22 protein-coding genes are annotated in these 25,619 nt (G+C 63.4%); 7 read left to right on the top strand and 15 right to left on the bottom strand.

Annotation, left to right across the window (positions count from 1 at the left end; genetic code table 11):
• The first annotated feature begins 22 nt into the window (after window positions 1–22).
• Complete coding sequence (gene gcvT / locus BMW49_RS07075) at window positions 23–1,147, top strand: glycine cleavage system aminomethyltransferase GcvT (protein WP_069520011.1); 1,125 nt, start codon at window positions 23–25, stop codon at window positions 1,145–1,147.
• Window positions 1,148–1,268: 121 nt separating this feature from the next.
• Here gcvT and BMW49_RS07070 read toward each other — a convergent pair whose 3' ends face one another.
• Window positions 1,269–1,628, bottom strand: a complete 360-nt coding sequence (locus BMW49_RS07070; protein WP_069520010.1) for a 5-carboxymethyl-2-hydroxymuconate Delta-isomerase — start codon at window positions 1,626–1,628, stop codon at window positions 1,269–1,271.
• Window positions 1,629–2,131: 503 nt separating this feature from the next.
• Here BMW49_RS07070 and BMW49_RS07065 point away from each other — a divergent pair.
• Window positions 2,132–3,397: an OprD family porin gene (locus BMW49_RS07065; RefSeq protein ID WP_069520009.1), complete on the top strand. Its 1,266-nt coding sequence runs from the start codon at window positions 2,132–2,134 to the stop codon at window positions 3,395–3,397.
• 154 nt (window positions 3,398–3,551) lie between these two features.
• On the opposite strand, the gene BMW49_RS07060 is transcribed toward BMW49_RS07065, so the two are convergent.
• From BMW49_RS07060 to BMW49_RS07035, 6 genes are all read right to left on the bottom strand, one after another.
• Entirely contained in the window at window positions 3,552–3,851 is a 300-nt protein-coding gene (locus tag BMW49_RS07060; RefSeq protein WP_069520008.1) for a hypothetical protein, read from the bottom strand.
• 51 nt (window positions 3,852–3,902) lie between these two features.
• Window positions 3,903–4,907, bottom strand: a complete 1,005-nt coding sequence (locus tag BMW49_RS07055) for a TerC family protein (RefSeq protein ID WP_069520007.1) — start codon at window positions 4,905–4,907, stop codon at window positions 3,903–3,905.
• A gap of 661 nt (window positions 4,908–5,568) precedes the next feature.
• The gene (locus BMW49_RS07050; protein WP_069520006.1) at window positions 5,569–6,921 is read right to left on the bottom strand and encodes a glutamine synthetase family protein; all 1,353 of its coding nucleotides are present in this window, start codon (window positions 6,919–6,921) and stop codon (window positions 5,569–5,571) included.
• A gap of 18 nt (window positions 6,922–6,939) precedes the next feature.
• Window positions 6,940–7,497 (bottom strand): helix-turn-helix domain-containing protein, encoded by a 558-nt coding sequence (locus BMW49_RS07045; protein WP_069520005.1) that lies wholly within the window; start codon window positions 7,495–7,497, stop codon window positions 6,940–6,942.
• 131 nt (window positions 7,498–7,628) lie between these two features.
• Window positions 7,629–8,918: an NAD(P)/FAD-dependent oxidoreductase gene (locus BMW49_RS07040; protein ID WP_069520004.1), complete on the bottom strand. Its 1,290-nt coding sequence runs from the start codon at window positions 8,916–8,918 to the stop codon at window positions 7,629–7,631.
• Window positions 8,919–9,056: 138 nt separating this feature from the next.
• Entirely contained in the window at window positions 9,057–9,569 is a 513-nt protein-coding gene (locus BMW49_RS07035) for a fasciclin domain-containing protein (protein ID WP_069520003.1), read from the bottom strand.
• 250 nt (window positions 9,570–9,819) lie between these two features.
• Between BMW49_RS07035 and BMW49_RS07030 the strand changes: the two genes are divergently transcribed.
• Window positions 9,820–10,416 carry a tetratricopeptide repeat protein gene (locus BMW49_RS07030; RefSeq protein ID WP_069520002.1) on the top strand — a complete coding sequence of 199 codons (597 nt, stop codon included), beginning with the start codon at window positions 9,820–9,822 and terminating at the stop codon, window positions 10,414–10,416.
• Window positions 10,417–10,786: 370 nt separating this feature from the next.
• Here BMW49_RS07030 and BMW49_RS07025 read toward each other — a convergent pair whose 3' ends face one another.
• The 7 genes from BMW49_RS07025 to kdgD all read right to left on the bottom strand — a co-directional run bounded on the left by BMW49_RS07025 (window position 10,787) and on the right by kdgD (window position 20,146).
• Entirely contained in the window at window positions 10,787–11,722 is a 936-nt protein-coding gene (locus BMW49_RS07025) for a 2-hydroxyacid dehydrogenase (protein ID WP_069520001.1), read from the bottom strand.
• Between the two features lie 44 nt (window positions 11,723–11,766).
• Window positions 11,767–13,185 carry an FAD-binding oxidoreductase gene (locus BMW49_RS07020; protein WP_069520000.1) on the bottom strand — a complete coding sequence of 473 codons (1,419 nt, stop codon included), beginning with the start codon at window positions 13,183–13,185 and terminating at the stop codon, window positions 11,767–11,769.
• A 1-nt stretch (window position 13,186) separates the two neighbouring features.
• On the bottom strand, window positions 13,187–14,743 hold the full coding sequence (gene garD / locus BMW49_RS07015) for a galactarate dehydratase (RefSeq protein ID WP_069519999.1): 1,557 nt from the start codon (window positions 14,741–14,743) through the stop codon (window positions 13,187–13,189).
• A 20-nt stretch (window positions 14,744–14,763) separates the two neighbouring features.
• Complete coding sequence (locus BMW49_RS07010) at window positions 14,764–16,119, bottom strand: MFS transporter (protein ID WP_069519998.1); 1,356 nt, start codon at window positions 16,117–16,119, stop codon at window positions 14,764–14,766.
• Between the two features lie 73 nt (window positions 16,120–16,192).
• Entirely contained in the window at window positions 16,193–17,548 is a 1,356-nt protein-coding gene (gudD, locus tag BMW49_RS07005) for a glucarate dehydratase (protein WP_069519997.1), read from the bottom strand.
• Window positions 17,549–17,695: 147 nt separating this feature from the next.
• A complete protein-coding gene (locus BMW49_RS07000; RefSeq protein ID WP_069519996.1) occupies window positions 17,696–19,138 on the bottom strand; it encodes an aldehyde dehydrogenase family protein in 1,443 nt (480 codons plus the stop codon).
• Window positions 19,139–19,234: 96 nt separating this feature from the next.
• Window positions 19,235–20,146, bottom strand: a complete 912-nt coding sequence (gene kdgD / locus BMW49_RS06995; protein ID WP_069519995.1) for a 5-dehydro-4-deoxyglucarate dehydratase — start codon at window positions 20,144–20,146, stop codon at window positions 19,235–19,237.
• Window positions 20,147–20,674: 528 nt separating this feature from the next.
• Between kdgD and BMW49_RS06990 the strand changes: the two genes are divergently transcribed.
• The 4 genes from BMW49_RS06990 to BMW49_RS06975 are packed head-to-tail and all read left to right on the top strand — an operon-like array spanning window position 20,675 to window position 25,161.
• A complete protein-coding gene (locus BMW49_RS06990; RefSeq protein WP_069519994.1) occupies window positions 20,675–22,057 on the top strand; it encodes an enolase C-terminal domain-like protein in 1,383 nt (460 codons plus the stop codon).
• Between the two features lie 54 nt (window positions 22,058–22,111).
• Complete coding sequence (locus BMW49_RS06985) at window positions 22,112–23,083, top strand: tripartite tricarboxylate transporter substrate binding protein (RefSeq protein ID WP_069519993.1); 972 nt, start codon at window positions 22,112–22,114, stop codon at window positions 23,081–23,083.
• A 53-nt stretch (window positions 23,084–23,136) separates the two neighbouring features.
• Window positions 23,137–23,628, top strand: coding sequence for a tripartite tricarboxylate transporter TctB family protein (locus tag BMW49_RS06980; protein WP_069519992.1), 492 nt, complete (start codon window positions 23,137–23,139; stop codon window positions 23,626–23,628).
• Window positions 23,629–23,640: 12 nt separating this feature from the next.
• On the top strand, window positions 23,641–25,161 hold the full coding sequence (locus BMW49_RS06975) for a tripartite tricarboxylate transporter permease (protein WP_069519991.1): 1,521 nt from the start codon (window positions 23,641–23,643) through the stop codon (window positions 25,159–25,161).
• Window positions 25,162–25,292: 131 nt separating this feature from the next.
• On the opposite strand, the gene BMW49_RS06970 is transcribed toward BMW49_RS06975, so the two are convergent.
• A partial coding sequence (locus tag BMW49_RS06970) for an integrase core domain-containing protein (protein WP_139205695.1) occupies window positions 25,293–25,619 on the bottom strand: 327 nt, incomplete at its 5' end.

Below are 25,619 nucleotides of genomic sequence, written 5' to 3'. Positions count from 1 at the left end.
GCGCACCCTACAGGAAACCCTCATGACTACTGAAACCCTGGCGAAAACTCCGCTGCACGCCCTGCACCTGGAACTCGGCGCGCGCATGGTGCCCTTTGCGGGCTACGACATGCCGGTGCAATACCCGCTCGGTGTGATGAAAGAGCACCTGCACACCCGCGACGCCGCCGGCCTGTTCGATGTCTCGCACATGGGCCAGATCCTGCTGCGCGGCAGCGACGCTGCCGCGGCCCTGGAAACCCTGGTGCCGGTCGACATCCTCGACCTGCCGGTCGGCCTGCAGCGCTATGCCCTGTTCACCGACGAAAACGGCGGCATCCTCGATGACCTGATGGTCGCCAACCTGGGCAACGACACCCTGTACCTGGTGGTCAACGCCGCCTGCAAGGACCAGGACCTGGCCCATCTGCGCCAGCACATCGGCGCACGTTGCGAGATCGAGGCACTGTTCGAGGCCCGCGCCCTGCTCGCCCTGCAAGGCCCAAAGGCGGTCGAGGTGCTCAAGCGACTGGCGCCGGAAGTCGGCGCCATGACCTTTATGCAGGTCGGCGTGATCCGCCTGCTGGGCGTTGACTGCTTCGTCAGCCGCTCGGGCTACACCGGTGAAGACGGCTTCGAGATTTCCGTGCCGGCTGAACATGCCGAAACCCTGGCGCGCAGCCTGCTGGCCGAACCGGAAGTCGAGGCCATCGGCCTCGGTGCGCGCGACTCCCTGCGCCTGGAAGCCGGCCTGTGCCTGTATGGCCATGACATGAGCACCAGCACCACACCGATCGAGGCCAGCCTGCTGTGGGCCATGTCCAAACCACGCCGCGCCGATGGCGTACGGGCCGGCGGCTTTCCTGGCGCTGCGCGAATCTTCGCCCAGCAGCAGGAAGGTGTTGCCAGCAAGCGCGTCGGTCTGTTGCCGCAGGAGCGCGTGCCGGTACGTGAAGGCGCAGACATCGTCGATGCCGACGGCGCTGTGATCGGTCGCGTCAGCAGCGGCGGCTTCGGCCCGACCCTCGCCGCGCCGGTGGCCATGGGTTATCTGCAGAGCAGCCATGTCGCCCTGGATAGCGAGGTATGGGCCATGGTGCGCGGCAAGCGCGTGGCCATGAAAGTCGCCAAGACCCCGTTTGTGCCGCAGCGCTACTACCGCGGCTGAAGCCGTCGTCCTGAACCACCGTCGTGCACACAAGCGGCGGTGGACTGGGTCGTCAGGGATGAGGTGGCGTACAGGACGGTGGATCGATAAAGCGTGATCCACCCTACACGCTACGCTCAGCTCAAATACCGACTTCCTGCCAGCTGCGGCGGTTGCTGAACACCTCGCGCTGCATGTCGCGCACATCCACCGAAATCGCCTGCACCGTCGGCAGGCGCGCGAGCAATGCGCCGACCACACTCATCGACACCTGCTTCTTCTGCAGCGCCGTGCGGCCATCGAGCAGAGAGGCGGTGACGTGGACGAAATCCGCCTGTTCGCCGGCCACCCGGTAGTGCTCATACAGTTGCACGCGCACCTTGACCTCGGCCGGTAAGCAGATGCCCGTCGCGACAATGCTGTCATGCACCTTCTGCATCAACTCGGCGGGTTCGATCAACGCGAGTACCGCGTTCGAGGCTTCGATCAAGCAATGCGGCATAGGGCGGCTCCGGCTTATTTGTCATACGTTATCGCACAACAACACCTTCCCGCCAATCACTGAACCGCGCGCAGCATCAGCCTTCAGTAGCCGACTATTCCTAGCAAGCCCTTGCAATGCAATAGCTGCAGCTCGACTTTAGTCGCGTAGCCTGTTGACAAGCATCTGCCGGGCTGTGAATAATCCGCCCAAGTTGTATGACAACATATGACACAAATAACAATAACAAGCAGGGCCTCATCATGACCCCATCTGTCGCTCGCCGTGCAGCACCCGCACGGTCACGCTATATCGACCACCCACCGCAGGCTGGACGATTACGTAGCCCCCTATTCGCCAACGGCCAGGCCTGACCCACCGGGTCTGCCAGCCCGAAGCACCGACGTACCTGCACGACAGATACGCCAGCCGCCCCGAAGGGGCACACCACCAGCCAGCCCAGCGATGTTGCCTTTAACGGCAGTCGGGTGGCGCTCGTATAAAAAAACAGGAGCACAACAACAATGAAAGCTACGCACAAAGCCCTTTCGCTCACCCTGCTGGGCGCAACCAGCCTGGCCCTGTTCCTGCCCGCGAGCAGCCAGGCCGCCGGCTTCGTCGAAGACGCCAAAGTCACCCTGGGCCTGCGCAACTACTACTTCAACCGTAACTTCATCAACCAGACCCAGAGCGGACAGGGCCAGGCTTCAGGTTGGACCCAGAGCTTCATTCTCGACGCCCGTTCCGGCTACACCCAAGGCACCGTCGGATTCGGCCTCGATGTGCTGGGCCTGTACTCGGTGAAACTCGACGGTGGCCGTGGCACCACGGGTAGCCAGTTGACGCCCGTGCATAACGACGGCCGCCAGGCTGACGACTTCGGCCGCACCGCCGTCGCCGCAAAAGCCAAGCTGTCCAAGACCGAACTGAAAGTCGGTGAATGGTTCGCCGTACTGCCGATCCTGCGTGCCGACGATGGTCGTTCGCTGCCGCAGACTTTCCAGGGCGCACAGCTCACCTCCAACGAGATCGACGGCCTGACCCTGTACGGCGGCCAGTTCTGGAAAAACAGCCAGCGCAACGACGCCAGCCGTGAAGAAATGACTTACAACGCCGGCGGGACCCTAGGCATCGTCGAAGGTGATGACTTCAACTTCGCCGGTGGCGAATTCAAGTTCAACGGCAACAACACCATGGTCGGCGCCTGGCATGCTCGCCTGGAGAACGTCTACCAGCAGAGCTACCTGCAACTGACCCACAGCCAACCGGTCGGTGACTGGGTGCTGGGCGCCAACCTCGGCTACGTCACGGGTAAGGATGAAGGCTCAGCCAAAGCCGGCAACCTGGACAACAAGGTCTACCAGGGCAGCTTCTCGGCCAAGACCGGCAACAACACCTTCACCGTGGCCTACCAGCGCCTCAGCGGCGACACCAAGTTCATGCGCATCGACGGCGCCAGCGGCGGCACCCTGGTCAACGACGGTTTCACCAACAGCTACGACAACCCGGAAGAGCGTTCCTGGCAGCTGCGTCATGACTACAACTTCGCCGGCATGGGCATCCCGGGCCTGACGCTGATGAACCGCTACGTCAGCGGCGACAACATCCACACCGGCGGGCGCACTGACGCCGAAGAATGGGGCCGTGAATCCGAGCTGGCCTACACCCTGCAGGAAGGCAGCCTGAAAAACCTCAGCATCCGCTGGCGCAACTCCGATGTGCGTCGTGACGTCGGCGCGGACCTGCAAGAGAACCGCCTGATCATCAACTACCCGCTGTCGATTCTGTAAGGCTGCACCGCTGCATAGCTGCACCTGATTGACTCCATGTGTTACGGCACTTCGGCCCGTCCTTGCGACGGGCCTTTTTTTGCCTGCAACGGTAGGGTGCGCCGTGCGCACCAGGTCTCTAACGCCCCCACTCCAGCAGTTTGCGCACACCCACTCAGGTTTCAACACCCTCGCTGGACTCGGCACGCGGTGCCTCGGCGTCGCGCTCTGGCTGGTCTTCAGCCGCTTCACCCTTGGGCTTGCCCAACAGCTCATTGGCCGACTGCTGCACCTGATCGACCTGCTCGTTAAACGCGTTGACGGTGTCGCTGACCGCCTCACGCGCCAACTCTTGTACGGCCTGTTCGGCTTTTTCCGTAAGCTTTTGCGCCGACTCTTCTGCGGCCTCGCAACCAGCCAGGGTCAGCCCGATCAAAGCAACCAGGCCCCAAGCGGAAATCAATGATGTATTCATCGGTCATCTCCAACGCTGAACAGAGCCCCGGCACGCCGGGGCAAAAAAGGGTTAATGGCGATTCGCTTCACTGTCCACCAGCGGCGGGTCGTTGCGGGTTTTCCACAGCGACAGCAGCACACCGCCGAGCAGCAGACCAAGGGTGACGCTCAAGGAGATCACCGGCGGAGTCTTGCCGATAATGCCGACCAGGAAGATCTTGCAGCCGATAAATACCAGGACCAGGGCCAGGGCGTACTTGAGGTAAGCGAAGCGGTGGATCATCGCCGCCAGGGCGAAATACAGCGCACGCAGACCCAGGATCGCGAAGATGTTCGAGGTGTAGACAATGAACGGGTCCTGGGTGATGGCGAAGATCGCCGGCACACTGTCCACCGCGAACACCAGGTCAGCACACTCGATCAGCACCAGCGCCAGGAACAGCGGCGTAGCCCAGACCACAGACTTGCCAGTGGCATCGGGCTGGCGCACGAAGAAGCGGCCTTCATGCAGACGGTCGGTGACACGCATGTGCCGACGCACGAACTTCACCAGCTTGTTTTCGGCCAGGTCCGGGTGGTCATCGACCTTGCTGAACAGCATCTTTATGCCGGTCAGCAGCAGGAAGGCGCCGAACAGGTAGAGGATCCAGCTGAACTCGGCGATCAACGCCGCGCCCAGACCGATCATGATCGCGCGCAGCACGATCACCCCGAGGATGCCCCAGAACAGCACCTCGTGCTGGTACTTACGCGGGATGGCCAGGAAGCTGAAGATCATTGCCATCAGAAACACGTTGTCCATGGACAACGACTTCTCGATCAGAAAGCCGGTGTAGAAATCCATACCGTCGGTGGCGCCCTTGACCTGCCAGACCCACAGGCCGAATAGCAGACCGGCAGTGATATAGCCGGCGGATAGCAAGAGGCTTTCCTTGACCCCAATTTCGCGGTGCTCACGGTGAAGCACCCCGAGGTCGAAGACCAGCAGGCTAACAACAATGGTGATAAAGACCAGCCACAGCCAGGTGGCGGTGCCGAGGAACTCGGCCATGAAGAACGGTTCTAGGGTGCTCATAAGCCCCTCCTAAGTCGAAGTTATACAAACTGCAACTCCGACATGGCAGCTGGGTAGCTGTCAGAGGGGCCCGGCGTCGCGGCGCTAATCTAACAGGCGCCAAACGCTGCTCAAGCGTCTACTGATTGCAAAGTGTTTCAGCTTGATAGGTCGAACAACGAGGGGCAGGCGCTGCCTTGCAAACCATTTGGCCAGGTAATCTTCGCCCCGAGGCGGGACTCCTACAGGCTGCACGGGCAGGCCAGACTCGCCGCGGTGAAGGGGCTGTAGGAGCGAATTTATTCGCGATCGCGCAGCGACTTCATCGGCAAAAGTGCAGCTAAATTCGCGCATAGCTGAATATTTCGCAGGTATTTTAATGAAGCCGTAACGAGCACAAGCGCCCTTCGTACTCCTAGGGTCTGTTGACGTTTCGTCGCAAGCCGCGTTGCCGCGAAAAATCTCGCCAGGCTAGGCGGAGGACGCAGGGAATGGTTGTTCCCTTGCCAAGTCCTCCAACACCGCATGGCGAGATTTTGCGCGCAACCCGCTGGGCCGGGCCAGTTTTAGCGCGATGCTGCGTTTCTCGATGGCTCATTTAGCTCACTAAACTTCGCATCTCGTGCCTTGCCTCGCGCTAAAACGGGCTCCGGCGCGGCCGCGAACGAAACGTCAACAGACCCTAGAGAAACCAACGGTACTCCCGCGCGCTGACCTCCTGCATAAAGGCCAGATGGTCCTGGCGCTTGTTCTCGCAATAGACCATCACGAACTCACTGCCCAGCCCCTGGTTGACCACCGGGTGGTCGCGCATGGCGCTGACCGCGCTGAGCATGTCTTGAGGAAAATCGATGCCGCTCTGGCGATTCTCGTTAAGCGGCGCAATCGGCTCCTTACCGGCATCCAGGCCATGTTCCATACTGGTGAGGATCGCCGCCAGCACCAGGTACGGGTTGGCGTCGGCGCCGGCCAGACGGTGTTCGATGCGCAGGTTCTTGCCGTCTGACTCAGGAATGCGGATACAGGCATCGCGGTCTTCATAGCCCCAACTGGCGCGGCTGGCGGCATTGACCATGGCGCCGTAGCGGCGGAAGGCGTTGTGGTTGGCGGCGAAGATCGGCATGCAGTGCGGCAGCAGCTCCAGGCAGCCAGCCACCGCATGGCGCAGCGGGCGTTGCGCGTCGGCCGCCAGCAGGTTGTTGCCGGCCGCGTCGTACAGGCTGACATGCACATGCATGCCGCTGCCCGGCGCCTGCAGGTAGGGTTTGCTCATAAAGCTGGCGCGCTGGCCGTGCTTGAGCGCCACGCCACGGGTGCTGCGGCAGAACAAGGCGGCCCAGTCGGCGGCGCGTAGGCCGTCGTCGCAATGGCCAAAGTTGATCTCGAACTGGCCGGGGCCGAGTTCGGCGGTGATCACATTGGCGTCCACGCCCTGCTCATTGGCGGCGTCGACAATCTCGTGCAGCACATCGGCAAAGCGCGACAGGCGCTCGATGTGCATATTCGGCTGGTCGTCTTCGTCACCGCACAGCGGGTCGCGGGGGAACTGCGGCAGGCCGTCCTGCAGCTTGCGATCAAACAGGTAGAACTCCAGCTCGAACGCCACCACCGGGCGGATGCCGCGTGCTTCCAGGCGCTTGAGCACGCGAGCGAGCACTTCGCGCGGCTCGAATTCGATCGGTGCTTCGGTGCCGTCGGAGCTGATCAGCATCTGCCCCAGGGGCTGGCTTTCCCAGCGCACCGGCTTGAGCGTGCCGGGGATAAGGCGGCGCGGCGCATCCGGGTCGCCGTCGTTGAAGCAATAATCACCAATCGGGTGCAGGCCGCCCTGTACACCGAGCAACACGCAGTTCTGCGGGATTTTCAGCGGGCCGCCCGCGGCAACTTTTTCCAGCATGTCGATGGGGTAGCGCTTGCCGTAGAAATGCCCGGGGATGTCCAGGCTGATCAGGTCGACATAGCGCACCTCGGGGTGGGCGCTGCGGAAGGCGCGGACTTCGCTGAGCAGGTCGGGGAATGCTGTTGTTAGCGTCATGGCGGTTATCTGCGCGGGTTAGTTAAACACCCAGAGCACTCGTGTCGGGGAGTCGGAAAGGTTGGCGTAGCGAAACTGCGCGTGGGGCGGCAGCTGAAAACTGTCATTGGCACCGAGGGTGACTGGCTCGGCGGCGTCGCCGTACCAAATCGTCAGTTCGCCCTCGAGGACAAAACCGCCTTGTTCGGAGCTGTCGTTCAAATGCCCCTCGCCGCTGGTGGCGCCAGGGTCCAAACGGCTTTCGAGCATGGAGAAGCCGCCCGACATGGTCGGCGAGGCCAGTACGTCGGTGATGCCGCCGGCGTAATACAGCGTGCGGCGCTCGCCGGGACGGGTGACCCAGGGCACGGCGCGCGGCTTGCTCAGGTTGTAGAAATAGGTGGTCGGCACCCCGAGGGTTTCGCTGATGGCGGTAAGGTCTGCCACAGTCGGACGCGACAGACCGCGCTCGACCTGGGAGAGAAAGCCCACCGAACGATCGATGCGCGCGGCCAGCTCACCCAGGGTGAGGTTCTTGTGCTTGCGCAGGTCGCGAATCAGGATCGCCAGACCTTCGACTTCTTCCTGCATATCCATCCGGTGTTCCTTGCTATGGCTGGGCGCTTGTAGGGTGGATGACGCTTTTTTCATCCACCGGGGTCTGTGGTTGGCCACCCCGTGGAAAACGCTGCGCGGTTTTCCACCCTACAAGAGCAGCTTGCTCATCATCAAATCACATCGCGCAATCGATACCACGCCTTGCCCACCGCCTCGATCGGCGCAGCGAGTAGATCGCCGCCGGGGAAGCGCGGGTTGCTCAGGCCCTGGTACAGCTCAAGCAGGTCGGCATCACCGAGGATCGCATCGCTGACCGCGCGGGCAGCAGCCAGGGTCGGCAGAATGCCGTGGCCGGAGAAGCCCTGCAGCCAGTACTTCTGCCCACTGCGGCCGACGTCCGGGGTGCGGTGCATGGTGCAGTCGATATGCCCGCCCCAGCCGTAGTCGATTTGCACGCCGCGCAGTTGCGGGAACACCCGCTCCAGATAAGGCCGGGTGGCAGCTGGTACATCCTTGGGGATGCCGCCGAGGTAGGTGCAGCCACCGCCGAACAGCAGGCGATTGTCCGGGGTGACGCGGAAGTAGTCCGGCACGAACTGGTTGTCGATGGCGCAGGTGCCACGCGGCAACAGCGAGCGCGCCAGCGCCGGGTCCAGTGGCGCGGTGGCGACCTGGTAGGAGCCGACCGGCAGCAGGCGCTTCGACAGTTGCGCATCGAGCTTGTCGATATAGGCGTTGCAGGCCAGCACCAGCAGGTCGCTGCGCACCTCGCCGTGTTCAGTGCGCGCCACATAGCCTTCAGCCGTTTCGTGGTATTCGAGCGCCTTGCTCTGCTCGAAGATCTTGCCGCCGGCTTTCTCGATGGCATCGGCCAGCCCCTGGGCCAGTTTCAGCGGGTTGAGGTGGGCGGCGCCACTGTCATGCAGGGCGGCCAGGTAGCGTGGGCTGGCGATCCACTCGGGCAATTGCTCCTTGGGGATAAAGCGCAGCTGCGTGTAGCCGTACTTCTGCTCGGCTTCTTCCAGACTGTCCTGCAACTGGCGCACGCGGCGCGGCAGCACGGCGGTGTAGATCGCGCCGGTGCGGTAGTCGATATCGAAGCTGTGCCGCTCGGGCAGCTCGCGCATTTCTTCGGCGGCCCAGACCATGCTGTCCCACAGACGGCGCGCGCGTTCCAGGCCCAGGGCCTTTTCGAACGGCGGCATATCGCAAGACCAGCCCGGCAGCGCCTGCCCACCATTGCGCCCGGAGGCGGCCCAGGCCAGGCGACTGGCTTCCAGCAGCACCACTTTCTTGCCTGCCAACGCCAGGCGCAGCGCCGTGTGCAGGCCGCTGAAGCCACCGCCGACAATCAGCACCTCACACTGCAATGCCTCCTGCAGGCGCGGCCGCAACGGGATCGGACCTGGATAGGCGCCGGCGTAGTAGGTGCCGATATGCTGGGCGGATTGCTTGAACATGACGCGCCTCATGAAATTAAATACTTATAATTTCATGAAAATATACGCGCTAAATTTCACTTGGCAAGCCCGAGACTGCCAACAATAAAAAAGGCCGACCCTTTACAGGGCCGGCCTTTAGGCGATGCAGCGGGTGATTTACTTCGGCAATACGACCGAGTCGATCACGTGGATCACACCGTTGCTGGTCTCGATATCGGCACTGATGACCTTGGCCCCGTCGACGGTGACACCGTTGCTGGTGTCGAGCATCAGCTCACCACCTTGTACAGTTTTCAGGCTGGTCTTACCCGCCAGGTCAGCCGCCATCAGCTTGCCCGGAACAACATGGTAAGTGAGTACGGCGGTGAGTTTTTCCTTGTCTGCCAGCAGGGCATCCAGGTCGGCCTTGGGCACCTTGGCGAAGGCTGCGTCGTTAGGGGCAAACACGGTGAACGGCCCTTCACCTTTCAGCGTTTCCGCCAGACCTGCCGCAGTGACAGCGGTTACCAGGGTGTTGAATTGACCCGCAGCGACGGCGGTGTCGACGATATCTTTCTTGCCACCGTGCTCATGGGCCAGGGCTGGCATCGCAGCGAATGCGACGGCTGCGGTCGCCAGCATGAGGGTGCGCTTGAGGCGTTGAGTGGTGGTGCTGATTTGAGCAAACATAGAATCTCCTGATACAGGGTTATTTGTTTTGCATAACCTTTGTACAACAATTTTCCCGCAAAAACCGGCTTCGACATGATTTGCAAACCTTGAGTGGCCATGGTCTGCCTGCGCACGTGGCCCATGACCCCCCTTCCCAGGCCGACTAACCCAGCATGGCTGCATCACGGCGGCGCAACTTGCTTGGCTAAATAAGGTCTGGTGTTGCATCTCGCACTACGCTCATTGTTACTTGCACAAGGAAACCACCATGACCCCTACCCTGCGCACCCGCGCCTCCCTGTCTTCCCTGTTAGTGGCCATGCTGGTACTCGGCGGCTGCGCCAGCCAGGACACTGCACCCTCTGGCGATGCTGAACCGCCTGCGCAGACGCAACAGCAGCCACCGGCAGACGCCCTCAGCACCCTGCGCAGCCAGGCCAACCGCGGTGACGTGGACAGCCAGTTCCAGCTAGGCAGCGCCTACTTCATCGGTAACACACCGGCCGCCCAGGCACCGCCCGGCACGCCACCACCACCCCAGGACAACCCAACCCGCGATCTCAAGCAGGCCGAGTACTGGTGGAAGCAGGCCGCCGACCGTGGCCACGCCATGGCCGCAGTGAGCCTCGCGTACCTCTACACAGGCCGCGATAACCCGGACTTTGCCAATCAGCAGGACATGCTCAAGTACCTCAACCAGTCGGCCGCCGGCGGTAACCCGATGGCCCAGCACATCCTCGGCAATCTCTACCTGCGCGGCGCCCAGGGCGTACCCCAGGACACAGCCCAGGCCCGCCGCCTGTTCGACAGCGCCTGCAAGGCCCCCTACCCGGCAAGCTGCGAAGTGCTTGAGCGCCTGCCGTAAATAGAAGCCCGTGAGAGGGGCTTTAGCCGCGACGAAACGAAAGGCTATGTCCCAATTGACTGTTGCAGTCGCCTGCAGACCGTAGGAGCGCCGCCCCCGGCGCGAAGCTTGTGGGCTATCTGATAGACCGCTGAATGGCTGCTATTCGCCGCGAGGCGCGGCTCCTACGAGAAGCAGCGGCGCCGTGCAACACCGAACTGAGACATAGCCAACCGAAATGCTCTTCCAACAAAAAACCCGGTGCGCTTGTGGCGAACCGGGGTGGGATGCAGCGGGTGACACTCTTAGGGAAGACGCCGCCAGGCTTGTGGCCATAGGCGACGTATAGGCGGTCGGCGGGCAGCCGCGCCGCGTATTCAGCGGGCGCCGCTCACAGTGGCGTGAGCAAGGCACCCTGTTCGACAAACGCCTGCAGATTGGCGAGCAGCAACTGCTCCATATCCAGGCGGGTTTCTTCGGTGGCGCTGCCGATATGCGGCACCAGCACCACGCTGTCCAAGCCGCGCAGGGCCCCAGGCACGTCGGGCTCGGCGGCAAACACGTCCAACCCGGCACCGCCCAGGCGGCCTTCGGTCAGTGCCGTGATCAGCGCATCCTGATCGACCACCGAGCCGCGCGCGACATTGATCAGGCAACCGCTTGGCCCGAGGGCTTCCAGCACGCCCTGATTGATCAGATGGTGGGTAGACGCGCCGCCCGGGCAGGTCAGCACAAGAAAATCCGCCCAGCGCGCCAAATCGAGCAGATTAGCCTCGTAACCCAGGGGGCTACCGGCGACGGGCCGGCGATTGTGATAACGCACCGGCATGGCGAAACCGGCCGCACGCTGGGCCACCGCCTCACCGATTCGGCCCAGGCCGACGATGCCCAGGCGTTTGCCGCTGACCTTGCGGCCCAGGCCGGTCCAGGGCGTATCCGACCAGCGCCCGGCGCGCACAAAGCGTTCCGTCTCGCTGATGCGCCGCGCGCAGTCGATGATCAAGCCCATGGCCAGGTCAGCCACACAGTCGTTGAGCACATCGGGGGTGGTGCTGACCGGGATGCCCCGCGCCCGCGCCGCCTCCACGGCAATCGCGTCGTAGCCCACACCAAAGCTGCAGATCGCCTGTAAGTTAGGCAGCAGCACCAGTTGCTCGGCCGAGCAGCCGAAACGCGCCGAGGTCACCACCACCTCAAATGCGCCGCCCTGCTCGCGCAGAAAGGCCTCAGGGTCGGCCTGTTGCCACAGGCAGGTCACCGCGTAATCGGCGGCCAGGGCAGTGTTGAAGCGTTCGGTCAAAGGGCCGATCTGAAGGACGGATGTCATGCAGTCTCCTTGCAGGGTGCCGGCAGCGCCGGCGCGAAAATAGGTCAGAGCACCTTGCCGGGGTTCATCAACCCTTGAGGGTCCAGCGCCTGTTTGATCGTGCGCATCAACTCGCGTTCCAGTGGGTCCTTGTAGTGCTCGGCGGCCTCGCGTTTGGCCTGGCCGAGGCCATGCTCAGCGCTGATGCTGCCGGCACAGCGCGCGGTGGCGTCGTAGATGATCTGCATCAGTGCCGCCTGCTGATCCTTGAAATCGGCATCGGCATAGCCGGGTGGCTTGCTCAGGTTGTAATGCAGGTTGCCGTCGCCGACATGCCCGTAGGCCACGATGCGCACGCCGGGCAGGTACGCCAGCAGGGCCTGGTCGGTGGTCTCGATAAACGCCGGGATGCAGCTTACCGGCACGCTGATATCGTGCTTGAGGCTCGGCCCTTCATGGTTCTGCGCCTCGGAAATACCCTCGCGCAACGCCCAGAGTGCGGCAACCTGGGCCTCGCTGCTGGCGATCACCGCATCCACTACCAGGCCCTCTTCAAAGGCTTCGCCCAAGCCGCTTTCGAGCAGGGCATCGAGGCCGGCATCGACCTGGGTGTCGCTGAGTTCGATCAGCACGTACCAGGGATGCACCTGCGCAAAGGGATCGTTGCAGCCCGGCACATGGCGCACGACAAAGTCGAGGCTTTGCCGCGACATCAGCTCGAAGCCGGTCAGGCGGTCGCCGCACAGCTGGCGCATGCGCCCGATCAGGCTGATGGCGGCGGCCACATCCGCCAGGGCGACCCAGGCGGTGTTGCAGCTGCGCGGCGCCGGGTAGAGCTTGAGCACCGCGGCGGTGATGATCCCCAGGGTGCCTTCGGCGCCGATAAACAGCTGCTTGAGGTCGTAGCCGGTGTTGTCCTTGCGCAAGCCGCGCAGGCCATGCCAGATGCGCCCATCGGGCAGCACCACTTCCAGGCCGAGGGTCAGCTCGCGCATGTTGCCGTAGCGCAGCACGGCGGTGCCGCCGGCGTTGGTCGCCAGGTTGCCGCCGACCGTGCAACTGCCCTCGGCACCGAGCGACAGGGGGAACAGCCGGCCCACCTCGGCGGCAGCCTCCTGCAGGCGCTGGAGAATCACCCCGGCCTCGACCGTGATGGTTTCGTTGCCCGTGTCCACCTCGCGGATGGCGGTCATGCGCGTCAGCGACAGCACCACTTGCTCGCCCGAGTCATCGGGTATCGAGCCGCCACACAAGCCGGTGTTGCCGCCCTGGGGCACCAGCGCCACGCCTGCCTCGGCGCACAGGCGCACCACCGCCGCCACCTCCTCGGTGCTGGCCGGGCGCAGCACCAGCGCGGCACAGCCACGGTAGGCGTTGCGCCAGTCGCTGAGGTAGGTCTGCATGCGCTCGGCATCGCGGATCAGGCCGGCGTCGCCAACCACCGCGTGCAGGGCCTGCACCAGGGCGGCGGAAAGTCCGCTCATCTCAGGTCACCGGGGCCGGGTTGAACAGGGTCAGGTCGTTGTGCAGGCGGTGCTTCTCGGCCCAGGTCTGTTGCTTGCCGCTGGCGACATCCAGGTACAGCTGGAAGATGTGCCAGCCCATTTCGTCCAGGGTCATGCGCCCGCTGGTGATCTGCCCGGCGTCGACGTCGATCAGGTCCGGCCAACGTTCGGCCAGCTGGGTGCGGGTGGCGACCTTGATCACTGGCACCATGGCCAGGCCGTAGGGCGTGCCGCGACCGGTGGTGAAGATATGCAGGTTCATCCCGGCGGCGATCTGCAGGGTGCCGCAGATAAAGTCGCTGGCCGGCGTGGCGCAGAACCACAGGCCTTTGCCACGCACCCGCTCACCCGGCGAGACCACCCCGGCGATGGTGCTGGAGCCGGACTTGGCAATCGAACCCATGGCCTTTTCGACAATATTGTTCAGCCCGCCCTTCTTGTTGCCCGGCGTGGTGTTGGCGCTGCGGTCGGCCATGCCGCGCTGCAAGTAGCGGTCATACCAGTCCATCTCGCGGATCAGCGCATCGGCGACCTCGACCGAAGCCGCTCGCGGGGTCAGCAGGTGGATACCGTCGCGCACCTCGGTGTTCTCCGAGAACATCACCGTGGCACCGGCGCGCACCAGCAGGTCGGCAGCCACGCCCAGGGCCGGGTTGGCGGTGATGCCGGAAAACGCATCGCTGCCGCCACACTGCATGCCAACGGACAATTCAGACGCCGGCACCGTCTCGCGGCGACGCTCATTCAGCACCTGCAACCGCGCCTCGATCATCTGCATGATCTGCTCGACCATGCCGGCAAAGCCGTTGCTGGAATCCTGCAGGCGGAACAGCCAGTCCTCCTCGTCCATGCCATTGGTCAACTGGTCGCCATCCATCAACTGGCTGGCCTGCAGCTTCTCGCAGCCAAGGCTGATCACCAGTGCCTGGCCGCCGAGGTTGGGGTTGCGGCTGATGTTGTACAGCGTGCGGATCGGCACCACCGCATCCGGCGCATTGATCGCCACGCCGCAGCCATAGCTGTGCGACAGCGCGACCACGTCATCGACATAGGGGTACTTGGGCAGCAGCTCCTTGCGCACCCGCTCGACGCAGTGATCGAGCACGCCGACCACGCACTGCACGGTGGTGGTCACGCCAAGAATATTGCGCGTGCCGACCGTGCCATCCGGGTTGCGGAAGCCCTCGAAGGTGTAGCCGCTCAGCGGTTCGACCGGCGCAGCGGCCAGGGTCGCCTTGGGCAGGTTGTCCAGGGCCGGCGCCTCGGGCATACGCAGTTGCGCCTCGGTCACCCAGCGCCCGGCGGCGATGGGCTCCAGGGCATAACCGATAACCTCGCCGTAGCGCACCACGTCGCCGCCCACGGCAATGTCCTGCAACGCCACTTTATGGCTCTGCGGAATACCTTCGACCGCCTCCAGGCCATCGGCAAAACGACCGCCCTTGGCCACGCCCTGCTCATTGACCACCACGCCAACGTTGTCGGCCGGGTGCAGGCGGATGTAGCGCGGCGAATCCTGATGGGGAATCAACTGCATGGACATGTACTCCTGTTATTTTATTTCGCGCTGGACGCAGCCACGGTGCTGCCAGCCGCCGGAACTGGCGGCTCGTCCAGCTCGATTCTGTTGATACGACCGACGATCACCAGGTAACTGATCACCGCCAGCAAGGCGTTGGCGCCGACATACAGCAGCGCCGCATCGAACGAGCCGGTCAGGCTGACCAGGTAGCCCACCACGATAGGCGTGGTGATCGCGGCCAGGTTGCCGAAGGTATTGAACAGCCCGCCGGACAAGCCAACGATCTGCCGGGGCGAGGTGTCGGCCACCAGAGTCCAGCCAAGCGAACCAAAGCCTTTGCCGAAGAACGCCAGGGCCATCAGGCCGATCACTGCCGCATCACTGTCGGCATAGATGCACAGCACGATGCTGCTCGCCAGCAACATGCCGACGACGATGGGCAGCTTGCGCGCCAGGGTCAGGGAACAGCCGCGGCGCAGCAGCGCATCCGAGACCAGGCCGCCGAGCACCCCGCCAACGAAACCGCTGATCGCCGGCAGCGAGGCGGCAAAACCGGCGGAGAGAATGGTCATGCCCCGCGCCTGCACCAGGTACACCGGAAACCAGGTGAGGAAGAAATAGGTAATCGCATTGTTGCAGTACTGGCCGAGGTACAGGCCGATCAGCGTGCGCTGAGTCAGCAGCAGTTTTAAATAGCGCCACTGCGAGCCGCCCGCCCCGGCCGCTCGCGGGGCCATGTCGAGCAGCGCACCACCGGCTTCGATATGGGCGAACTCCGCTTCGCCCAGGCGTGGATGCTCGCGCGGGCCATGCATCACCTTGAGCCATACACCGCATAGCAGAAGACCCAGGCCGCCAAGGACGAAAAACACATACTGCCAGCCCATGTCCTGCACCACCCAGCCCATCAGCGGGGCGAACACGGCGGTGGCGGCATACTGCGCCGAGGCCGACATGGCCGTGGCGGTGCCACGCTCGCGGGTCGGGAACCAGGCCGCGATAATCCGCGCATTACCGGGAAAACAGGGCGCGCCGGCAAAGCCCACCGCCAGGCGCAGCACAAATAAACTGACCACCGCCCAAGCCAACGGCAACGCACCGACAAAACCCTGCGCCAGGGTGAACAGCGACCAGCAGAACAGCGTGATCAGGTAGACGCGCTTGGCGCCAAAGCGGTCGAACAGCCAGCCACCGGGAATCTGCCCGATCACATAGGCCCAGCCGAACGCCGAAAAGATATAGCCGAGCAGCACCGCATCGATGCCCAGGTCCGTCTGCAACGCCGCCCCAGCAATCGACAGGCTGGAGCGGTCGGCGAAGGTGACCGTGGTGACCAGGAACAGCATCAGCAGGATGGAGAAACGCACCCGGCCAGGTTTGACTGCTTGCATGGGGCGAGCTCGACAAGAATTCGAATAAGACGGGTCTACTGCCCTCTGGCAGCAGACCCGTCGGCCTGCCGGTCTAGCGCACCAGACAGGGCCGCTTGTTATCGAACTGCCAGCCGGAGATCAGGTACTGCATGGCCACGGCATCGTTGCGCGCGCCCAGGCCCATGCCCTTGTACAACTCGTGGGCCTTGGCCAGGGCATCCCAGTCCAGCTCCACACCCAGACCCGGCGCCTTCGGCACCTGCACCAGTCCGCCTTCGATCTGCAGCGGGTTGTGGGTCAGGTACTGGCCGTCCTGCCAGATCCAGTGGGTGTCGATGGCGGTGACCTTGCCCGGCGCGGCGGCGGCCACGTGGGTGAACATGGCCAGGGAAATGTCGAAGTGGTTGTTGGAATGCGAGCCCCAGGTCAGGCCCCACTCGTTGCACATCTGCGCCACCCGCACCGAACCCTGCATGGTCCAGAAGTGCGGGTCGGCCAACGGAATGTCCACCGACTGCAACTGGATGCAGTGGCCCATCTGCCGCCAGTCGGTGGCGATCATATTGGTCGCGGTCGGCAGCCCGGTGGCGCGGCGGAACTCGGCCATCACCTCGCGGCCGGAGTAGCCGTTTTCCGCACCGCAGGGGTCTTCGGCATAAGCCAGCACGCCGTGCAGGTCACGGCACAGGTGCACCGCTTCGGCCAGGGACCAGCCGCCGTTCGGGTCGAGGGTCACGCGCGCGTCGGGGAAGCGTGCGGCCAGGGCACGAATCGCCTCGACTTCCTCGGCGCCGCGCAACACGCCGCCTTTCAGTTTGAAGTCGTTGAAGCCATAGCGCGCATGGGCGGCTTCGGCCTGGCGGACGATGGTTTCCGGGCTCAGCGCCTCTTGGTTACGGGTGCGGAACCAGGCGTCGTCGGCGTCACGCTCATCGCGGTAGCCGAGGTCGGTCTTGCCCTTGTCGGCGATAAAGAACAGGTAGCCGAGCATCTCTACGGCATCGCGCTGCTGGCCTTCACCGAGCAGTGCGGCGACGGGCACGCCGAGGTGCTGGCCGAGCAGATCGAGCAGCGCGGCTTCCACAGCGGTAACGGCGTGAATGGCGATGCGCAGGTCGAAGGTTTGCAGACCACGGCCACCGGAATCACGGTCGGCGAAGGCCTGGCGTACCTGATTGAGCAAGCCGTTGTAGTTGCCGATGGACTGGCCGACCAGCAGCGCGCGGGCGTCCTCAAGGGTCTGGCGAATGGCTTCGCCACCCGGTACTTCGCCAACGCCGATATGCCCGGCGTTGTCTTTGAGAATCAGGATATTGCGGGTAAAGAATGGGCCGTGGGCACCACTCAGGTTGAGCAGCATGCTGTCGTGACCGGCAACCGGAACGACCTGCAGCTCGGTGATGATCGGGGCACCTGCAACGGCGCCGGCAGTGTTCTGTGTACTCATGACCGTTCCCTTATTGTTGTTAGCGGGTGTAGGTGTGGCGAAGACTATGTGGGAGGGGCCGGGCGGCGAACCGCTTTAGCCGCGAAAACCGTTCGCAAACTGTCGCGGCTAAAGCCCCTCCCACAGCCTCCCATCCACCTGCAGTACTCATCCGATATAGGTTGTTTTCACCGTGGTATAGAACTCCTGGGCGTACTTGCCCTGCTCGCGGCTGCCATAGGACGAGCCTTTGCGACCACCGAACGGCACGTGGTAATCCACCCCGGCAGTGGGCAGGTTGACCATGACCATCCCGGCCTGGGCATGCCGCTTGAAATGGTTGGCATATTTCAGCGAGGTGGTGCAGATGCCCGCCGACAGGCCGAACTCGGTGTCGTTGGCCATGGCCAGGGCTTCTTCGTAGTTGGCGACCTTCACGATATTGGCCACCGGACCGAAGATTTCCTCGCGGTTGATGCGCATCTCGGCGGTGCTGTCGGCAAACAGGGTCGGCGCCAGGTAGTAGCCGTCCTTCGCGCAGCGTACCCGTTCGCCACCGCAGACCAGGCGAGCGCCTTCCTGCTTGCCGATCTCGATGTAACGCAGGTCCTGATCCAGCTGGGCCTGGGACACCACCGGGCCGACATCCACGCCTTTTTCCAAAGCATTGCCGACGGTGATCGACTTCATCCGCTCGGCCATGGCCGCGACGAACTGGTCATAGATGCCGGCCGTCACGATCAAACGGCTGGAAGCCGTGCAGCGCTGACCGCTGGAGTAGAACGCACTCTGCACCGACAACTCGACCGCGGTCTTGAGGTCGGCATCGTCGAGGATCACCTGCGGATTTTTGCCGCCCATCTCCAGCTGTACCTTGGCACCGCGTGCCACACAGTTGGCGGCGATGGTACGGCCTACGCCCACCGAGCCGGTGAAGCTGACGCCGTCGACCTGCGCGTGCTGCACCAGGGTCTCCCCCGCCACCCGACCGTTGCCCATCACCAGGTTGAACACCCCCGCCGGAAAACCCGCCCGGGAGATGATCTCGGCAATCGCCCAGGCGCAACCCGGCACCAGATCGGCCGGTTTGAGCACCACGCAGTTGCCGTAGGCCAGGGCTGGGGCAACCTTCCAGGCAGGAATCGCAATGGGGAAGTTCCACGGGGTAATCAGGCCGATCACGCCCAGAGGCTCGCGGGTGATTTCGACCGATACGCCAGGGCGTACCGAGGCCAGCACCTCGCCAGACTGGCGCAAACACTCGCCGCCGAAGAACTTGAAGATATTGCCGGCGCGGGTCACTTCGCCGATGGCTTCGGGCAGGGTCTTGCCCTCCTCCCGGGCCAGCAGCACACCAAGCTCTTCGCGACGCGCGAGGATCTCGCTGCCGACCTTGTCCAGGGCATCACTGCGCGCCTGAATGCCCGCCGTCGACCACGCCGGGAACGCGGCACGCGCAGCGCTGACCGCCTGGCTGACCTGCTCGGCATCGGCCTGGGCATATTCGCCAACCACATCGGACAGGTCCGACGGATTGAGGTTGCTCAAATAGGTCGCACCTGCAACCCACTGGCCGTTGATGTAGTTGTCATAACGCGGGGGATTGGCCACACATTACCTCCACTGTGCGCAAGGTGCCGAGACGGGCCCCGAGCGGCCTGCCGGGCTGAACGCGATGTGCCGCGTGCAACCCGATAGGTGCGGTGCTTATTGAGCGCCCTGGGCCTTGATCAGCGCCGCGAGCTGCTCGTATTCCTCGGGCAGCAGGTCGGTCAGCGGCGCACGTACGGGGCCGGCGTCGTAACCGGAGATTTTTGCGCCGGCCTTGACGATGCTCACGGCATAACCGGAACGCTTGTTGCGGATGTCCAGGTACGGCAGGAAGAAGTCATCGATGATCTTGCCGACGGTTTCGTGGTCATCACGGGCGATGGCCTTGTAGAAGTCCATGGCAGTTTTCGGGATGAAGTTGAACACCGCCGAGGAGTACACCGGTACGCCCAGGGCCTTGTAGGCCGCCGCGTAGACTTCAGCGGTCGGCAGGCCGCCGAGGTAGCTGAAGCGATCGCCCAGACGGCGACGGATCGACACCATCAGCTCGATATCGCCCAGGCCATCCTTGTAGCCGATCAGGTTCGGGCAACGCTCGGCCAGTTGCTCCAGCAGCGGGGCGTTGAGACGGCAGACGTTGCGGTTGTACACCACCACACCGATCTTCACCGACTTGCACACTTGCTCAACGTGCAGGGCAACACCTTCCTGGCTCGCTTCGGTCAGGTAGTGCGGCAGCAGCAGCAGGCCCTTGGCGCCCAGGCGCTCGGCTTCCTGCGCCATCTCGATGGCCTGACGGGTCGGGCCGCCAACACCGGCGAGGATCGGCACGCTGCCGGCGCAGGTGTCGACAGCGGTCTTGATGATCGCCGAATACTCTTTACCGGTCAGGGAGAAAAACTCGCCTGTGCCGCCAGCAGCGAACAGCGCCGAGGCACCGTAAGGGGCCAGCCATTCCAGGCGGCGCGCATAGGTATCGGCACGGAAATCACCGGCAGCATCGAAATCGGTCACGGGGAAAGACAGTAGACCGGAAGAGAGGATGGACTTCAGTTCTTGTGGATTCATTATTCGAACACCCTGTAAAGCGAGTTGTTGTAGTGGGAATCGGCAGCCGCAGCTGTAGAGATACGTTATCGTACAACAATAAAAAAAACATCCCCCTTTTGCATGACGGCATGTTTTCGCTCATCTCCCCGCCTTTCCTGGCACCCCGTCGTGCATCCGCCAGACACCGGCGAAATAACCGGCCTAGAGCGGAATATAAGGCATCCAGCAGCTGCCGCGCGAGCCCAGGGATAGCGCCAGCGGCCACGCATGCCGTCTACCAGTGCGCGTTGACAAAGGCGTGACAGCGCTGGTAAAAACCTCAGCAAGTCATACGACAACCTATGACATACCAATAAAAACAAAACAGAGCTTTGCCCCATGCCTGCGATCTCCTGCGCATCCATGGCCCCACGAGCCGCCGCTCAGCAGGCCACCCAGACCGTCTCCGTCAGCGGCCCCGCGCCCGTTCGCCAGGTTGCCCACGCCGCTACACCCGCCCCTCTCCATTCACTGCCGCGCACTGCGCCCTGACCCAAGGCGACTGTCATGCCCCACGCCATCACCCCGACCGTCACCGCCATGCAAGTCATCCCCGTGGCCGGCCGCGACAGCATGCTGCTCAACCTGTGCGGCGCCCACGCACCCTATTTCACCCGTAACCTGGTACTGCTCAGCGACAGCGCCGGACGCACCGGGTGCGGTGAAGTACCGGGCGGCGAAGGCATCCGTCAGGCACTGGAACGCTGCCGCGAACTGGTCATCGGCCAACCGATTGGCCGCTATAACCGTACCCTCAATCGCTTGCGCCAGGCCATCGCCGGCCCGGCCAAAGGACCGCAGACCACCCAGCACAAGGTGACCTCGGAAGCCGAAGCGCGGGTGCTCAAGCAGCCTCACGAAATCAACCTGCGCCTGGACAACGTCATCACCGCTGTGGAGGCCGCCCTGCTCGACCTGCTTGGCCAGCACCTCGATGTGCCGGTGGCCGACCTACTCGGCAGCGGCCAGCAGCGCGACCAGGTGCCGATGCTCGCCTACCTCTTCTATATAGGCGATCGCCAGCGCACCGACCTGCCCTACCTGGCCGGCCAGGGCGCAGCCGACGACTGGTATCACCTGCGCCACCAGGCCGCGATGACGCCCGAGGCCATCGCCCGTCTGGCAGAAGCGGCCCATGCGCGCTACGGCTTCAAGGATTTCAAACTCAAGGGCGGCGTGATGCGCGGCGAAGATGAAATGGCCGCCGTGCGCGCGATCAAGACACGCTTCCCCGATGCCCGCGTCACCCTCGACCCCAACGGCGCCTGGTCGCTGGCCGAGGCCATCGCCCTGTGCAGCGGCCAAGGTGATGTGCTGGCCTACGCCGAAGACCCCTGCGGCCCGGAAAACGGCTACTCGGGCCGCGAAGTGATGGCCGAGTTCAAGCGCGCCACCGGCATCCCCACCGCCACCAACATGGTTGCCACCGACTGGCGGCAGATGGGCCACTCGCTGCGCCTGGAAGCCGTCGACATCCCGCTGGCCGACCCGCACTTCTGGACCATGCAGGGCGCCGTGCGCCTTGGCCAGGTGTGCGAAGAGTTCGGTCTGACCTGGGGCTCGCACTCCAACAACCATTTCGACATTTCCCTGGCCATGTTCACCCACGCGGCCGCCGCCGTACCGGGGCGCATCACCGCCATCGACACTCACTGGATCTGGCAGGAAGGCGAAGAACGCCTGACCCGCGAGCCTCTGCAGATCGTCGGTGGCCAGGTCCAGGTGCCCGACAAACCGGGCCTGGGCATCGAGCCGGACATGGACCGCATCATGGCCGCCCACGAGTTGTACAAACAGGTCGCCAGCGGCGCCCGCGACGACGCCATGGCCATGCAGTACCTGGTACCTGGCTGGCAATACGATCCCAAGCAGCCGAGCCTCGGCCGTTAAACCCACTGACTACACCCCGCACCTCACAGGCTTCACCAAAACCGGAGACCTACAATGAAAAAAACACTCTGCGCATCCATGCTCTCTGCTGTCATGACCTTCACTGCCAGCCACACCTTTGCCGCTGACAGCGTCAATTGGCCGACTCGCCCGGTGCAGGTCGTGGTCATCGCCAACCCCGGCGGTGACACCGACTTCAACGCGCGCATGATGGCCAAGCACTTCACCCAGATCACCGGCAAGAACATGGTGGTCACCAACGTCGCCGGCGGTGGCGGCACCCTGGCTGCCGAGCAGGTAAAAGGCGCGGCGGCGGACGGCAATACCATCCTGTTCACCCACACCGGCCAGTTGATCGTCAACGAAGTGGCCGGTCTGTCGGATGACAGCTATGACGCCTTCGATATTTCCTGCATCGCAGGCGTGGACAAAGGCGCCGTGTTCGTCGCCGGCGAGAGCGCCGGGGTGAAAACCCTGCAAGAGCTGATCGACAAGGCCAAAGCCAACCCCAACAGCGTCAGCTACGGCACCGAGATGGGCAGCTTCTCGCATATCCAGGGGCTGATGTTCGAACAGCTGGCCGGCGTGAAACTGAAGATGGTCGATGCCGGCACCGTGTCGGAGAAGGTCGTCGCTCTGCTTGGCAATCGTATCGACCTGGGCGCCATCAGCTACGGCTCGGTACAGGACTACGTCACCGGCGGCCAGATGTTCGCCCTTGGCCAACCCAACAGCGAGCGTAACGCCCTGCTCGGTGAGATCCCGACGTTCAAAGAGCAAGGCGTCGACTTCACCATCGACAAGCCCTATGTCGTGGCGTTCCCGAAAGGCACCGACCCGGCAATCGTGGCCAAGATGGCCGACATCATGAAGCAGATCACCGAGAAGCCTGAGTACGCCGATGAGCTGAAGAAAACCTTCAAGCAGCCAGTCGCCTACTTCGGTACCGAAGAGGCCAAGGCTGTACTGGCCAAGACCCGTGACGACTTCATGCAGTTCAAGGACGTCCTGCGTCAGTCCAAGTAAGCCATGGCGCCGGCCCGCTCGCGCTGGCCGGCGCCCCTATTCGAGGTGTTCTGATGGCTACCTGCAATAAAAAGGAACTGCTGATCGGCGTTGTCATGCTCGGCGTTGCGCTCGGCTACCTGTTGATGACCCTGCAGCTGCCGGGCCACAGCGGCATCGACGCCGCCTTCGTGCCCACCCTGCTGTCCGCGATGCTCTGCCTGCTCGGCGCCCTGCAACTGTTCAGCGCTTTCACCAGTGTCCCAGCCAACGTGGCACCCAGCGACAGTGAAAGTGACGCCGCACCTGCCGAGCGCAGCGACGTGGCCACGGTGATCAAAACCCTGACCCTGATCGTCGGCTATGTCGCCCTGCTCAACCCGGTCGGTTTTCCGATCATGACCGCGGTCTACCTGTACCTGCAGTTCGTCGTGCTCACCCCGCTCGACACCCGCTGCAACCACCTGCTCTACGCCCTGATCGCCGTGGTCACCTCGGCCCTCATCTACCTGCTGTTCCGCGAGGCCTTCGATCTGATGCTGCCTTCCGGGCTGCTGCCGTTCTAAGGAGGATCGACCATGCTCGACTTACTGCAGCAAGGCTTCGGCGCTGTCTTCTCACTGAACATTCTGTTGCTGATGGCCATCGGCGTGGCCGTGGGCATCGTCTTCGGCGCCGTGCCTGGCCTGTCGGCCACCATGGCCGTGGCCCTGTGCCTGCCGCTGACCTTCACCATGGGCCCACAAGCCGGCCTGTCACTGCTGGTCTCACTGTTTATCGGCGCCACCTCCGGGGGGCTGATCTCGGCGATCCTGTTGAAAATCCCCGGCACGCCCTCATCCATCGCCACGGTGTTCGATGGCGGCCCGCTGATGGAGCAGGGTCATGGCGTCAAGGCGCTGGGCGTCGGCATTGTGTTCTCGTTCCTCGGCACCCTGTTCAGCATTGCTGCACTGATGCTGATTGCCCCGCAACTGGCCAAGATAGCCCTGCGCTTCGGCCCCCATGAATACTTCGCCATCGCCGTGTTCTCCCTGACCCTGATCGCCACCCTCTCGGCCGGCTCCATGGTCAAAGGCCTGTTCGCCGGCGCCCTGGGCTTCGCCGTTTCAACCGTCGGCATTGCGCCAGTGGAAGCGGTCCGCCGCTTCACCTTCGGCGTCGCCGAACTGAATGGCGGCTTCGCCATGCTCACGGTAATGATCGGCATGTTCGCCGTGGCCGAAATCATCCGCGTAGCCGAAACCGGTCGCCGTGCCCAACAGGGCAAGGCCAAATCGGTGAGCATGAAAAACATCAAAGGCTTCGGCTTCTCGCTCAAGGAGTTTCGCGAACAACTGCCCAACGCCGGACGCTCCGGGCTGATCGGCCTGGGTATCGGCATCCTGCCGGGCATCGGTGCGGGTACCTCCAACCTGGTGGCCTACATCATCGCCAAAAAGCGCGCCAAAGACCCCGAGTCCTACGGCAAGGGCAACATCGGTGGCGTGGTCGCCAGTGAAACCGCCAACAACGCCGGTATCGGCGGCGCCATGCTGCCGTTGATGACCCTGGGCATCCCCGGCGATACCGTGACCGCGATCCTGCTCGGCGGCTTCCTGATCCACGGCATCCAGCCCGGTCCGTTGCTGTTCATCAGCCAGGGACCGCTGGTGTACACCATCTTCGCTGCGCTGATCGTCGCCACCTTCATGATGCTGTTTATGGAGTTCTACGGCCTGCGCCTGTTTATCAAGCTGCTCGACGTGCCTAAGCACATCCTCCTGCCGATCATCCTGGTGCTCTGCGTGGTCGGTGCCTTCGGTTTGTCCAGCCGCCTGTTCGACGTCTGGTCGATCCTGCTGTTCGGCCTGCTCGGCTTCGCCTTCGTCAAGGCGGGCATGCCAGCGGCGCCATTCATCATCGGCTTTATCCTCGGGCCGATGGCGGAGACCAACCTGCGCCGTGGCCTGATGCTCTCGGATGGCAACTTCCTGGCCTTCCTGGCCAACCCGATTGCCGCCACCTTCCTCGGCCTGGCCCTGGCCTTTGTGCTGTGGCAGGTCTACAGCGCCCTGCGCCCGCAAAAAAGCTCAATCAACGAAATCCTGCGCACCTGATCGTCACCCTCTGGCCCTCTCCTTGAGGGGGCCAGCCCCACAACACCTGCTGACTAACCCACCTGTAGGAGCTAAGGGGGCGCCTAGCCTTTATTCGCGATAAAGCCCTCATCAACAACCGACTGTAGTGGTCAACTAATCCCGGACACCTCGATAGGTCGTTCCGACGCCATCGTTTGTTCGTAAACGGTCGGTGGCAGATATCCCAGTTTCGAATGCAGTCGCTCGTTATTGTAAAACCCAACGATATATTCAGTGATGTCGCGTGTCGCTTCGGCATGGTTGGCATAATCGCGCCGCCATACCCGCTCCATTTTCAAGCTCAGGAAGAAGCGCTCCATCACTGAGTTATCCCAGCAGTTACCTTTACGACTCATGCTCTGCTGCATATCGTTTCTGGCCAACAGTGCTCTATAGCTCGCGCTGGCGTATTGGCTGCCGCGATCCGAGTGAGCGAT

It is taken from the genome of Pseudomonas cuatrocienegasensis (genome assembly GCF_900110925.1).
GTDB classification, from domain to species: Bacteria; Pseudomonadota; Gammaproteobacteria; order Pseudomonadales; family Pseudomonadaceae; genus Aquipseudomonas; species Aquipseudomonas cuatrocienegasensis.
The sequence above is the reverse complement of the archived record's forward strand: the minus strand, read 5'-3'. Positions and strand labels throughout refer to the sequence as shown.